At 63.8% G+C, this 12,235-nt stretch carries 11 protein-coding genes; 5 read left to right on the plus strand and 6 right to left on the minus strand.

Going from position 1 to position 12,235, the window contains the following annotated elements:
• Window positions 1-119: 119 nt before the first annotated feature.
• Window positions 120-740, plus strand: a complete 621-nt coding sequence (locus OSH05_RS19230) for a glutathione S-transferase family protein (RefSeq protein ID WP_104218225.1) — start codon at window positions 120-122, stop codon at window positions 738-740.
• Window positions 741-946: 206 nt separating this feature from the next.
• Window positions 947-1,282 carry a hypothetical protein gene (locus tag OSH05_RS19235; protein WP_133163064.1) on the plus strand — a complete coding sequence of 112 codons (336 nt, stop codon included), beginning with the start codon at window positions 947-949 and terminating at the stop codon, window positions 1,280-1,282.
• Between the two features lie 14 nt (window positions 1,283-1,296).
• On the opposite strand, the gene OSH05_RS19240 is transcribed toward OSH05_RS19235, so the two are convergent.
• A complete protein-coding gene (locus tag OSH05_RS19240) occupies window positions 1,297-1,650 on the minus strand; it encodes a DMT family protein (protein ID WP_104218035.1) in 354 nt (117 codons plus the stop codon).
• A gap of 205 nt (window positions 1,651-1,855) precedes the next feature.
• Window positions 1,856-2,848 (minus strand): substrate-binding domain-containing protein, encoded by a 993-nt coding sequence (locus OSH05_RS19245; RefSeq protein ID WP_104218034.1) that lies wholly within the window; start codon window positions 2,846-2,848, stop codon window positions 1,856-1,858.
• A 494-nt stretch (window positions 2,849-3,342) separates the two neighbouring features.
• Here OSH05_RS19245 and OSH05_RS19250 point away from each other — a divergent pair, with 494 nt between their 5' ends.
• The 3 genes from OSH05_RS19250 to OSH05_RS19260 all read left to right on the plus strand — a co-directional run bounded on the left by OSH05_RS19250 (window position 3,343) and on the right by OSH05_RS19260 (window position 5,548).
• A complete protein-coding gene (locus tag OSH05_RS19250) occupies window positions 3,343-4,086 on the plus strand; it encodes an ATP-binding cassette domain-containing protein (RefSeq protein ID WP_104218033.1) in 744 nt (247 codons plus the stop codon).
• Between the two features lie 37 nt (window positions 4,087-4,123).
• Window positions 4,124-5,122, plus strand: a complete 999-nt coding sequence (locus OSH05_RS19255) for an ABC transporter permease (protein ID WP_104218032.1) — start codon at window positions 4,124-4,126, stop codon at window positions 5,120-5,122.
• A gap of 69 nt (window positions 5,123-5,191) precedes the next feature.
• The gene (locus tag OSH05_RS19260) at window positions 5,192-5,548 is read left to right on the plus strand and encodes a winged helix-turn-helix domain-containing protein (RefSeq protein ID WP_104218031.1); all 357 of its coding nucleotides are present in this window, start codon (window positions 5,192-5,194) and stop codon (window positions 5,546-5,548) included.
• On the opposite strand, the gene OSH05_RS19265 is transcribed toward OSH05_RS19260, so the two are convergent.
• From OSH05_RS19265 to OSH05_RS19280, 4 genes are all read right to left on the minus strand, one after another.
• Window positions 5,528-6,817, minus strand: coding sequence for a BaiN/RdsA family NAD(P)/FAD-dependent oxidoreductase (locus OSH05_RS19265; RefSeq protein ID WP_104218030.1), 1,290 nt, complete (start codon window positions 6,815-6,817; stop codon window positions 5,528-5,530). The two genes, OSH05_RS19260 and OSH05_RS19265, sit on opposite strands and share 21 nt — an antisense overlap.
• Before the next feature lie 365 nt (window positions 6,818-7,182).
• On the minus strand, window positions 7,183-8,004 hold the full coding sequence (locus tag OSH05_RS19270; protein WP_104218029.1) for a lytic murein transglycosylase: 822 nt from the start codon (window positions 8,002-8,004) through the stop codon (window positions 7,183-7,185).
• A gap of 135 nt (window positions 8,005-8,139) precedes the next feature.
• On the minus strand, window positions 8,140-8,616 hold the full coding sequence (locus tag OSH05_RS19275) for a YaiI/YqxD family protein (protein ID WP_104218028.1): 477 nt from the start codon (window positions 8,614-8,616) through the stop codon (window positions 8,140-8,142).
• 272 nt (window positions 8,617-8,888) lie between these two features.
• Window positions 8,889-12,083 carry an autotransporter outer membrane beta-barrel domain-containing protein gene (locus OSH05_RS19280; RefSeq protein WP_165801509.1) on the minus strand — a complete coding sequence of 1,065 codons (3,195 nt, stop codon included), beginning with the start codon at window positions 12,081-12,083 and terminating at the stop codon, window positions 8,889-8,891.
• Window positions 12,084-12,235: the final 152 nt, after the last annotated feature.

The following is a 12,235-nucleotide window of genomic DNA, read 5'->3' on the forward strand; positions in this document are numbered from 1 at the left end:
ACCGAGACAGAACCGATCGCGGAGATTGATGGATCCTTCAACAAACAGAATTGGACGGCGGCGGCACGATCGCCATAGTTCAGGGCGCGCAGCCAGCGCGCACGAGCAGGGGGATGATCATGACCGTGGCCTACACGCTCTATTCGATGCACGGCTCTGGCAACTGCTACAAGATCCGCCTCGTTCTGCACGAACTCGGCCTTCCGTTTCGCATCATCGATGTCGAGAAGGGCAGCGGCATCACAACCTCGCCCGACTTCCTCGCCCTCAACGCCAATGCCCAGGTGCCGCTGCTCGTGCTGCCGGACGGCAGGCCGCTCGCCGAATCGGGGGCGATGCTCCTCCATCTGGCCGAAGGCACGGCGCTCATCCCGGCCGACCCCTATGAGCGCGCGCTCTGCTGGCAGTGGATGTTCTTCGAGCAATATAGCCACGAGCCGGTCATCGCGGTGGCGCGTAACTGGCTGTTCCTGACGCCGGGCGGGCGCGAAAGGATGGCGCACCGGATCGATGAGTGGCAGACGAAGGGTTACCGCGTCCTCTCCGTCATGGAGGGCCGGCTGGAGCAATCGGACTTCTTCTCCGGCCCGACCTTCTCGGTCGCCGACATCGCGCTTTATGCCTATACGCATGTGGCGGAGGAGGCCGATTACGATCTCTCGGCCTATCCGGCGATCCGCGCCTGGCTCGCCCGCGTCGCGTCGCGCCCGCGCCATGTCGGGATCGGCTGGCGCGGCTGAGGCCGATCGGCTCCCTTACAATTCCGCCTTGATGTTCGATCGCCGATCACGCTCTGTGACTTTGATCACAGACAGCGTGAACATCGCCGGCTAATGTCATGCTGGTGCAGCATTTTTGGCACGCGGCGGCCGGCCTCATTTTGGTCACGACAACTGTCGTCTCTCGCCACATTGCCCCCGAATGGCTGCCGCACTCGGCGGCCTAAATGGAACGCATGGGGAATGCGAAGTTCTGGGGCGAACTTCTGAATGACCGGGGAACGATCATGGATACCGACGACACCAACATCCCGACCAAGACCACCAGAATGCACGCGAAGCGCGAGACGGCGACCCGTCGCGCGTTCTACATCTGGATGGCCGCCTATGCCGCCGTGATCGTGACGATCGCTCTGGTGCATTCGATCACCGGTATCGCACCGGGCATCACGATTGATGCCAACGGCGTCCGCACGCAGCAGGCCAAGATCGTCGGCGAGCCGCAGAGCTCGATTGCCGGCCGCATCTTGCCGCAGGCCGTCCGCGCTGACGTCGAAGGCTGACCGGGCCCGCCCAATCAGAACTTGTGGAAGATGAAGGCGGCGCCGCCGGCGATCAGCGCGAAGCCGACGAGATGGTTCCAGCCGAGCGGCTCTTTCAAATACAGGGCCGAGAACAGGGCGAAGACGACGAGGGTAATGACCTCCTGCATCGTCTTCAGCTGCGCGGCCGAATAGACCTGATGCCCGATGCGGTTCGCCGGCACCGCTAGGCAATATTCGAAGAGCGCCAGACCCCAGCTGATCAGAATGACCTTGAAGAGCGGTGTTGTGGGGAATTTCAGGTGCCAGTACCACGCCGTGGTCATGAAGACGTTCGAAGCGATGAGAAGCAGAATTGGGGAGATCGCTGGCGAAATCAGGTTGGGCATGAAGAAGGGCCTTGCGTGGGGTTGACCGTCGCAATGTGACGCGCGCGGTGGCGCGGTCAAGAGCGGCGAATGGCGGCAGGCAACGCCGCCCCACCCGCCAGGATCCGGAAAGCCCGATCACGACTTCGTACATCGGCCAAAGGACGATGACCCAAAGAAAAGGGGCGCCGGAGCGCCCCTCGCAGTTAGAGAACGGCGATCTTGATTATTTCTGGATACAGGTGTCAGCCGTGTCCTTGGTGCACTCGTCAAGGCCGGTGAAGACCGGGTCCTCGACCTTCTCGCCCTTGATCAGCTGGATCATGACGCTGGGCGCCTTGTAGCCCATCTCGAAGGGACGCTGGCCGACCAGCGCTTCGACGCGGCCTTCCTTGGCGAGTGCGACTTCATCGCCGATCGTATCGGCAGCGACGATCACGAGGTCCTTCGAAGCGATCCGATCCTTGTACTGGTCGGTCAGCTGGCGATAGGGCTGCGGCGCTCCGAACAGCGGCCAGCCGCCTTCGATCACGAACGCATCGAGCTTGGGATTGGCCGTCAGGATGTCGGACATCGCCTGGACGCCGGCAGGGCCGTCGTCGTTGGTGAAGACCGGGCAGCCGGCAATCTCGGTCCAGCCGCCTTCACCCTTCAGCATATCGAGATCTTTCTTGCCCGACAGAGCCTCGCGCGTGCCAGCGGCACGGCGGAGAATGTTGTCGGCCGCAGCATTGCCCTCAATGAGGCAGACGGTGCCGCCATTGGGCTTGGCCTTCTTCAGATATTCGCCGAGCTTGAAGCCCATCAGGTAGTTGTCGGTGCCGAGATAGGTCTTGCGAAGGGCGGCATCTTCCTTCTTCAGGTCCGCGTCCAGCGTCATGATCGGGATCGACGGATTGGCGGACTTGATCGTGTTGGCGATCAGCGGCGCGTTGGACGGCGAGATCGCCATCGCTACCGTCGTCGGCTTGCCGAGCATGTCCTGAACGATCTGCGCTTCGCCAGCTTCATCCGAAGTGGAGGCGGGGCCGGTGTAGAAGCATTCGAATTCCGAGTCGGCGTTCTCCTTGTTCCACCTCTCGCAGCCCTGATGGATGGCTTCGAAGAAAGGATTATCGAGACCCTTCACGACGATGACGAGCTGCTTCTTGGCGGCAAGGGCATCACCAGCCGACAGCGCAAAGGCTGCCGCGGCGATCAACAGCAAAGCTTTTCTCATGGTCTCCTCCCGAGACGTTGAAAAGGTGTCTGATTTGGCCGAAACGCGCTGGCGACTTCCTCCCGCTTGATGCGTGGATGGCGTTCGCCGGCGTTCGGCCCGCTTCTGGAAAAGCAACATCCCTGGCGGCTCTACGGCCATTCCCCGGGGCTCGCTCATCCGTGAGGCGAACACAACTACATTCGCAATTCGAACAAAGTCAATCCGAATGATCGTATGAAAACGTATGCATGGGCTAACGGTCCATATGTTGCTGCATTGCATTAAATTGTGCGATGCGGAAATTGCAGTGCATATATCGCATCATAGGCCCGATGACTGGGGAGATCGCGGGGCTTTCGTAGTTGCGGCAACCAAGCCTTTTCGGGTGGAGCCGATCTATTCATCGGATGTTATCGTTGACGTCGATCGGGGCGCCCATTATTGCTCAGGCTGTTTCATCAAGCGTTCGCGATCCGGGCAGGATCGACGGTTGCATGCGGAGGGGAGGCCGGATGCCGGTCCTGGAGCTTCAGAACATCTCCAAGCACTTTGGCGCGATCCACGCGTTGAGCGACGTTTCGCTCGCCATCGAGCCGGGCGAAGTCGTCGGCCTGATGGGCGACAACGGCGCCGGCAAGTCGACTCTTGTGAAGATCATCGCCGGCAATTTCCGCCCTACGCATGGGCAGATGCGGCTGGAGGGACGCGACATCGTCCTGCACAAGCCTGTCGAGGCGCGCCAGCATGGCATCGAGATCGTGCACCAGGACCTGGCGCTTTGCGACAATCTGACGGCGGCGGCGAATGTCTTCCTGGGCCGCGAGGTCCGGAAAGGTTTGGGTCCACTCCAGGTGCTTGACTATGGCGCGATGTACAAACGCGCCGGCGAGCTCTTCAAGGAACTGAAATCGGAGACGCGGCCACGCGACCTCGTCAAGCAGATGTCGGGCGGCCAGCGCCAGGCGGTGGCGATCGCGCGCACCCGCCTCTCGGACGCGAAGATCGTGCTGATGGACGAGCCGACGGCGGCGATCTCGGTGCGCCAGGTAGCGGAGGTGTTGAATCTCATCCGCCAGTTGCGCGACCAGGGCATCGCGGTGGTGCTGATCAGCCATCGCATGCCTGACGTCTTTTCGGTTGCCGACCGGGTCATCGTGATGCGCCGGGGCCGCAAGGTTGCCGACCGGCAGATCGCGGCCAGTTCGCCGGAGGAGGTCACCGGCCTCATCACCGGCGCGATCGAGCAGGTTCACTAGAGCCCCGAGGGGCGTTCCGGGCGAGGAAAAGCCAAAGATGGCAGCGACGATCGACGACCATATCGGCCAGAAGCAGCATAGCTGGCTTTCCTGGCTGACCGGCCGCCAGACCTTCTGGGTCATGCTCGCCGTGATCGTGGCCTGCGTGTTCCTGTCCTTCGCGACGGATAGCTTCGCGACGTCGAACAATCTTTTCAACGTCACGCGCAATTTCACTTTTGTCGGAATCATCGCGCTCGGAATGACGGTTGTGATCATTTCCGGCGGCATCGACCTCTCCGTCGGCTCGGTGCTCTGCCTGTGCTCGATGGTCCTCGCCGTCACCATGCATGCCGGCTTCTCGATCTATGTCGGCATCGGCGCCTCGATCGGAACGGCACTTCTGATCGGGCTCGTCAACGGCGTGCTCATTGCCTATGTCGGGATGCCGCCCTTCGTCGTGACGCTTGGCATGCTGTCGATCGCCCGCAGCCTGGCCATGGTGACGTCCAACAATACCGTCGTGTTCGAATTCGGTCCCGATCATGCCAAGCTGCTGGCGCTGGGTGGTGGCGCCTTCTTCTTTGGCATTGCCAATCCGGTTCTCTACATGCTGGCGCTGGCACTGATCACCGGCTTCGTGCTGCGCTGGACCCGGTTCGGGCGTCACGTTTATGCGATCGGCGGCAACGAGCACGCCGCGGTGCTGACCGGCGTGCCGGTTCGGCAGATCAAGGTCGCGGTCTATATGATCTCGTCGCTCTCGGCGGGCATTGCCGGCATCGTCGAGACGGGCTGGCTCGGCGCGGTGACGACCAATCTCGGCACCGGCATGGAGCTTCAGGTGATCGCGGCGGCCGTCATCGGCGGCGCCAACCTCGCCGGCGGCGTCGGCACTGCCTTCGGCGCGCTGGTCGGCGCGGCTTTGATCGAGATCATCCGAAACAGCCTCGGCCTGCTTGGCATCAATGCCTTTTGGCAGGGCGCCTTCATCGGCTCGTTCATCATCATTGCCGTGCTGTTCGACCGGATCAAGAATCTGCGCCAGCGCGAATAGAAGCTTTCGCGTCGACGGCTGGCGCAGCGTCGCGCATGATGGCGTGACTATGTCCGCAGGTACCATCCGATGCGAATTCCGAACCAGACCGAAGGACTGCGATTTCGCCTCGTCCTCAAGCCCGGCTTTGCACTGGGGCCCGGCAAGGCGGATCTCCTTGAGGCGATCGAGGCGACGGGATCGCTTGCGGGCGCCGGCGCGCGCCTCGACATGAGCCCCAAACGCGTCTGGACGCTGGTGCGAGAGATGAACGAGGCGTTTCGGGAGCCGCTGATCGAGACAGAGAAGGGCGGCCCCGGCGGCGGTGGCGGCGCACGGCTCTCGCAACTCGGCCGTTGGGTGCTCGCCCGCTACCGCGCCATGGAGCGGGATGCGAATGCCGTGGTCGCCTCCGGTATCGAAGAACTACGCACCTTGCTCCGGTGAATTCGGTTCGGGCGCTGGTTCCGGCCCGTCCGGGATCCGCACCTGGGAGGGCAGGCCGAGATAGGCCAGCATGCCTTCTGCCGCGGCGATCCCGGTTGAAAAGCTCGCCTGCAACAGATAGCCGCCGGTCGGCGCTTCCCAGTCGAGCATTTCGCCGGCCGCGAACACGCCGGGTAGGCTCCGGATCATCAGATGCTCGTCCAGCTCGGCGAAGGGAATGCCGCCCGCGCTCGATATGGCGCGCTCGATACCCTCGGCTGCATTGAGGCGGATCGGTACGGCCTTGATCCGTCGGGCGAGCGCTTCGGTCTCGCGCGGCGGCGGACCCGCTTCGCGCAACAGGTTGGCCGCGACGGGCGCGAGATGCAGCGCCTTGCGCAGTCGGTTGGCGAGCGACTGCGACGGATTTTGCCGCGCGAGGCGAGTCGCGATCTCCGCTTCCGTCATGGCCGGCCGCAGGTCGATCTCGACCAGCGCCGATCCGTCCTTTGCAATCGCATCCCGAAGCGGTCCCGACAAGGCGTAGATCGCGCCGCCTTCTAAGCCGTAGCGCGTTACGACCGCCTCACCTCGCACGCTGCGCCCTTCGAAATTGAGCGCGATGGCCTTCAACGGTCCGCCCGCGAAGCGATCCCGGAACGTCTGAGACCAGTCCGCGCGAAAACCGACATTGGCGGGTTCGAAGGGCTGGATCGCAACGCCCCGGCCGCCGAGCCAGGCCGTCCAGGCGCCGTTCGAGCCGAGGCGCGGCCAGCTCGCGCCGCCCAGCGCCAGCATCACGGCATCCGGCCGTATCGTTTCCTCGCCCTCCGGACTCACAAACCGCAGGGCGCCGATCTCCGTCCAGCCTTGCCAGTCGCGGCGCATGGCGAAGGTGACGTTAAGGTCGGTGAGACGGGCCAGCAGGGCGCGCAGCAGCGGCGAGGCCTTCAGGGCCTTCGGGAAGATCCTGCCACTGGATCCGACGAATGTTGGCTGACCAAGATTCTCCGCCCAGGCCACCAGCATCGCCGGCGAAAAGGCCTCGATGAAGGGTCGCAGCGCGCTTTCCGCAGCGCCGTAGCGGCCGAGGAAGGCCTTGAGCGGTTCGGAATGGGTCAGGTTCAGCCCGCCGCGACCGGCCATGAGCCATTTGCGGCCAGGGCTCGGCATGCGGTCATAGACGGTGACGGCGCAGCCCGACGCGGCGAGACGTTCGGCGGCGATAAGCCCGGCGGGACCGGCGCCGATGATCGCTACGGCCGGTGAGGAGGAAAAGGGGTTTGACATGCCCGCCTTCTCTGCCGAAACAGCGCCGCCCGCAAGAGCCAGTTGCCAACGAGTTCTGCGATCGCTCCGCTTGCTGCCATGGATCTGTAAGGGCGCCAGATCCGAAAGCCAATGCCCAGCAGAATGGCGCGACGCCGGAGCCGGCGCGAAGGGGCGAGGCTTCCGGCGTCGCTGGCGGCTTCTCCCGAAGCCGGACGCAAAAAACAGGCGCCGGTCCGACCGCTCCGTTCCGCCGTCCGGGGGAACGGCGAAACACGCGCAATCCTATAGAGGCGCGATCTTCGGCTGGAATAGCGAGACGTCTCAGCGATAGACCGGCTGTCCCGAATTGGGGAGGCCGACCTCGTTGTCGCCGGTTGCGCGGATTATTGCTTGCCAATCAGCTTGTCGGCAAAGAGCGCGGCGCTCTTGGCATAGACTTCGGCCTTGTTCCACTGGCGCAGCACGTCGAAATTGGCGGAGCCTTCCTCCCAGCTGCCGCCCCTTTGCCAGCCATAGCCCTTCAGGTAATTGGCGGTGGAGGCCAGCACGTCGACAGGGCTGTGGCGGAGGTCGGCATGACCATCGCCATCGAAATCGACGGCGAAGCGTACATAGGAGGACGGCATGAACTGGGTCTGGCCGAGTTCGCCGGCCCAGGCCCCCTTCATCTCCGCCGGGGAAAGGTCCCCGCGCTCGGCGATCTTCAGCGCGTCCAGCAATTGGTCCTGGAAGAAATCGGTGCGGCGGCAGTCGAAGGCGAGCGTAGCCACCGAGCGAAAGGTCTGCATGTTGCCGCTGCCGGCGCCGAAATCGGTCTCCATGCCCCAGATCGCGATCAGGATCGGCCCTGGCACGCCATAGGTCTTCTCGATCCGGGCGAGGGCGTTGGAATATTGGTTCAGTAACTGCTTACCGCGAGCAACGCGGCCCGGCGAGACGACGCGCTTCGAATAGACCTCGAAGGGTTGCTTGAAGTGCTTCTGGTTGCGGTCGAGCTTGATGACCCGAGGATCATAGGTGATACCCTGCAAGGCGGAGTCCACTGTCCGCCGCGATATGCCGCTGGACACGGCATAGGCCTTGAAGCTCTCCAGCCATTGCGGGAATTGGGATGGATCCTGGCCGCATGTTACGGCTTCGGCCCTTGCTAGCCCGGCCAGAAGGATCAGCGACACGGCCAGAATACGGAATTTCGAAGAAGTCATGGTCAGCCTGCGTTTTCCTCGCGGTCTATTCTTGCGCCCGTCCCCACGCGCGTGGGGACACTAATTCGGCTCTGACAGTTTTGCAGTGGAAATAGCAACCGGAGACCACTTTTGCAGTGGGGCGTGGCAAAGCTGCTATGAGGCGGCGCCGAAGCCTGCCCGCTTCAGGCGAACGATGGCAAGGTCCAGAGCGGAGAGAAACGCGGATCGGTCCTTCGGCGCGAAGGGACGGGGGCCGCCCGTGATCGTGCCGGCGGAGCGCAGTTCCTCCATCAGATTGCGCGTTGCCAGCGTCATGCCGATCGACGCCTCCGTGAAGGCTTTGCCCGTTGGGGAAATCACGTCGGCGCCGGCCTTGACGCAGCGATCGGCAAGCGGGATGTCGGCGGTGACGACGACATCGCCGCGCACGGCGCGCTCGGCGATCCAGTCATCGGCCACATCGAGGCCGCCGGGCACGACGATGCGCTGGATCCAGCTCTCGCGCGGGACGGCGATCGGGCTGTTCGCCACGACGAAGACGTCGAGGCGGTGGCGCTCGGCCACCTTGTAGATTTCCGCCTTCACCGGACAGGCGTCGGCATCGACATAGACGAGGATCGGTCGGGTCATTTCCAGCTTCCGAAACAAGAAGGGCCACCCGAGGGCGGCCCTTCCATTGTCATACCGCGTTCCGGCGGAGCCGGAAAAGACCGATCACGCGGCGGAAACTCCAACCAAGTCAGAGATCCGGACCATCACGAGCGACGCACGCGGCGAACGACAATGAGACACAGGATCACCTCCTTTCGATTGTTGATACTGGAGGCAGGATAGCCATCGAATACCGAGTCGGTAAAGCCCTCTTTTGCTGCCGCCGCGATCGTCCGGCAGTAGGGCGGGGGTCAGAACCTCACATTCAGAGTTCCCTTGACCGCGTTGTCCTGGAGGCCGTCGCCGAACTGTCCATTATAGGAGAGACCGGCGGACAGGGTTTCGTTGAAGCCGTAGTCGATACCGGCACCGATCACGGCGGTATCCTGCGCAATCGGCACGCCGCTGACGGCGAAGGGCAGACTTCCGCTGGCAAAGGCGAGACTGGCGGTGGGGTTCACGTCGCCGAAGGCGTGCTGCCAGGCGAGGCTCACGCGCGGGGTCAGGATTGCCGCATTGGCCAGCTTGATCGTGGTGGCGGCCCGCGCACCGAGCGTCACATAGAACAGGTCTTCGCCATCGGTCGAGCCGATGAGCGCCGAGGTCGAGCCAGTCTCGGTAATGTCGCCCGACGAAAGATTGACATAGGCCGGGCTGACGAAGGGCTCGAGCCACGTCTTGCCATAGGCTGACTCGCTGCCGTTCGGCGTCAGGTCGAAGCGCCAGTTCGCCTCGCCGAAGATCTGCGTCGTGCCGACATCGAAGCTCGAGCTATTGGCGCCGAGATAGCCGGGGAACGCGACGGTGCGTCCCATGGAAACGTCGTTCCAGCTGTAGGTCGCGGCACCGAGCAGGCCGAGACCACCGATCCGCGCGCCGCCATAGGCGCCCAGATCATAGGTGTCGATATCTCCGGAGGAAGCCCGGTCGTCGATCGAGAATGTCGAGCGGCCATAGCCGCCGACAACGCCGAGGCGCACGCCATCGGCGACGGCCCCATCGACGCCGGCGAAGAAGCCGCCGATGTCGCGCGAGACCGAGGCGGCGTTGCCGTCTCCGTCGACGTCGCCCCAGGCCCCATAGCCCTGGCCCCAGACGGTGAGGCCGGTCGCGGCCCCGAGCTTGGCCGCAGTCGGCCCATCGCCCGCCGCACTGGCACTACCGGCGAGGCCCTGCCACACGCGCGCGCCGACCGCTTGGCGCAGGAAGATCGAATCCTGCGCGATAATCGAAGCGGCGCTGGCATAGGCTTCGCCGGAGAGTGCATCGAATGCGCCGAGCGCCTGCATGGCGGTCAACTGCAGCACGGCGTCGTAGACCGGATTGCCGAAGCCAAGCGATTCGGCGGAACCAGCGACGCCCTGTTGGTTTGGCGTCTTCGCCAGCGAGGCGAAGGCCACGACGTTGCGCACCAGCTTCAGATAGACATTGTTGGCATCGTAAGTCAGCGTAGGGTCGAGAAAGGCGTAGTTCATCGTCGCGTCGGAGAAGGTTCCCGTTATGCCGCCCGCCGCGGTCAGGATCGAATAGGTGGTGAAGGGATCGACGTCCGATGCGGCGTTGATTTGCACCGTTCCGCCATTGAGCGTTGCGGTACCGGTTGCGGCGATGAGATCATGCGCGCCTGAAGCCGCGATATCCACGACATAGGTTGAACCGGCGGCGAACGCGACATCGCCGTTGACGGTGAGCGTTCCCGGCGAGTAGCCGGGCGAGACCGTGCCGCCGGCATTCACGACGAGGCCGCCGACCGAGCCGGTGCCGCTGAGAACGCCGCCATTCACCGTGAAGACCGCCGCGGAGGCGGCGCCGCTCGCAAGTTGCAACGTGCCTTGATCGATGGTGGCTGAGCCAGTCAGGCTGCCGCCGCTCCCCGACAGGACCCAGAGGCCGGAGCCGGATTTCGTCAAATTGCTGAAGCCTTCATAGGTGCCGGTGTCACTGACATCGCCGAGGTTCAGCGTGCCGCTCGCCTCGCCGGTGATTTCAAGCATGTTGCCAGAGCTTTCGTTCGTCACATTGCCGACCAGGGTCGATGTGTCGGACATCACGAATCGGTTGCTGCCGGCTCCCATGGCGACCGCCACGCCGTCGGCCGAGCCGGCCGAAATCGTGCCGTAATTGGCGACCGTCGTATCACCGTCGCCGCTGGCCACCGCTGTGGCGCCGGTCGTTGCCAGAGTCCCGTAGTTGACGAGGCCGTTCGTCTCGCCGTCCATCCAGACTGCGAGATCTGTCGCGGAAACGCCGCCATAGTTGGTAATCGAGATGGCGCCTAGCGTCATGCTGGTCTCGGCCGACGTGTAGCCGGAGGCGAAGCCGCTATCGGCCGAGATGCCGGTGGCGGCAGTGACGAAGCCGTTGTTGACGATCGTGATGTCACCCTCGGGCGTCTCGGCGCGCAGGCCGGCGTCCCGGCCGGCGGTCACGAGGCCGGACGTGTCGTTGGTGATCTCGATGTCACCGGAAATGACGGCGGTGGCGCGAAGCGCATTGTAGCCTTGGGCGGCCTTGAGCGCAGCATGGCCTGCGTCGAGAGCGGGATCTCCGTCGGCGGTGACGAGGCCGTTATTGTAGACGGTAGAATCACCCGTCTCGGTAGATGCGAAGATGGCGTTGTCGTTCCCGGAGGTCACGACGCCGTAGTTGCTGATGCTGGCATCGCCATTCGCCGACCAGGCGATCAGTCCCTGCTGGAAGTACGCCTTGACGGTTCCCTGGTTCACAATCTCGGCAAGGCCGAAATAGTCGATCACGCGGATGCCGGCCGTCATGGCCAGGATGGTGCCGGACAGGGTGTTGGTCACCGAGACGGTCTGCATCGCGCCATCCGTCTCGCCGCGATAATTGCCGTCGGCATAGATGCCGCGGGCCGTCGAATTGACGAAGCCGGAGTTGACGATGGTGACGCCGCCGAGATTGGTCGCGGCGTCGATGGCCGCGCTTCCGGGGTAGGACGTCGGTCCCTCCCAGTGGATCATCCCGGCATTGTTGATCGAGATGTTGCCGGCGTAGTCGTTACGGACCCAGATCGTACCGAAACCGCTGGCCGCCGAGGCGCGGACTGTGCTGTCGATCGTCACATCGGCATTGACGGTCACCGGGATGACCTGGGCCGACGGATCGGTGCCGAACTGCATGATCAGGGCGCTGTAGTTCGAATTGCTCAGTACCGTGCTGCCGGTAAGCCAGACCGTCTGGTCATAGGTGCCGGCGGTCTGCGGCGAGGCATAGCCGACAGAAACCGTGCCGACGCCGTCGACCGTCAGCGACCCGGCGCCTGGCGTCATCGAGACGCCAACGCCGGACGAATCGCATTGAACGAGCGTCGTCGTGCCAGTCACCGTGCAAGCCGCTTCGGCGGGACGTGCTGTGGCAGCCGACAGCATCAGCCCGCCTCCCAAGAGGCCGGGCAGGGCCGCGCTCGTCAGCAGAAGCCGCCGCAAGGGCCGGCTCCGACGCCGCCCTCTTTTGCCGTTTGCCTCTGTCTCGCCGCCGAAATGAGACCCCGCCTGACAACCCACTGACATAACGCCCCCGGAATGAATATCGAGTTGGCGTCGTATTGTTGGTCCAGACAAACGGGAGACGAGGCGAG

The sequence above is a fragment of the Kaistia algarum genome (assembly GCF_026343945.1).
GTDB classification, from domain to species: Bacteria; Pseudomonadota; Alphaproteobacteria; order Rhizobiales; family Kaistiaceae; genus Kaistia; species Kaistia algarum.

What these genes read in the sequence shown, in the direction of transcription:
- OSH05_RS19230 (WP_104218225.1), top strand. Translation starts at nt 120, where the DNA reads ATGACCGTGGCCTACACGCTCTATTCGATGCACGGCTCTGGCAACTGC.
- OSH05_RS19235 (WP_133163064.1), top strand. Translation starts at nt 947, where the DNA reads ATGGAACGCATGGGGAATGCGAAGTTCTGGGGCGAACTTCTGAATGAC.
- OSH05_RS19240 (WP_104218035.1), bottom strand. Translation starts at nt 1,650, where the DNA reads ATGCCCAACCTGATTTCGCCAGCGATCTCCCCAATTCTGCTTCTCATC.
- OSH05_RS19245 (WP_104218034.1), bottom strand. Translation starts at nt 2,848, where the DNA reads ATGAGAAAAGCTTTGCTGTTGATCGCCGCGGCAGCCTTTGCGCTGTCG.
- OSH05_RS19250 (WP_104218033.1), top strand. Translation starts at nt 3,343, where the DNA reads ATGCCGGTCCTGGAGCTTCAGAACATCTCCAAGCACTTTGGCGCGATC.
- OSH05_RS19255 (WP_104218032.1), top strand. Translation starts at nt 4,124, where the DNA reads ATGGCAGCGACGATCGACGACCATATCGGCCAGAAGCAGCATAGCTGG.
- OSH05_RS19260 (WP_104218031.1), top strand. Translation starts at nt 5,192, where the DNA reads ATGCGAATTCCGAACCAGACCGAAGGACTGCGATTTCGCCTCGTCCTC.
- OSH05_RS19265 (WP_104218030.1), bottom strand. Translation starts at nt 6,817, where the DNA reads ATGTCAAACCCCTTTTCCTCCTCACCGGCCGTAGCGATCATCGGCGCC.
- OSH05_RS19270 (WP_104218029.1), bottom strand. Translation starts at nt 8,004, where the DNA reads ATGACTTCTTCGAAATTCCGTATTCTGGCCGTGTCGCTGATCCTTCTG.
- OSH05_RS19275 (WP_104218028.1), bottom strand. Translation starts at nt 8,616, where the DNA reads ATGACCCGACCGATCCTCGTCTATGTCGATGCCGACGCCTGTCCGGTG.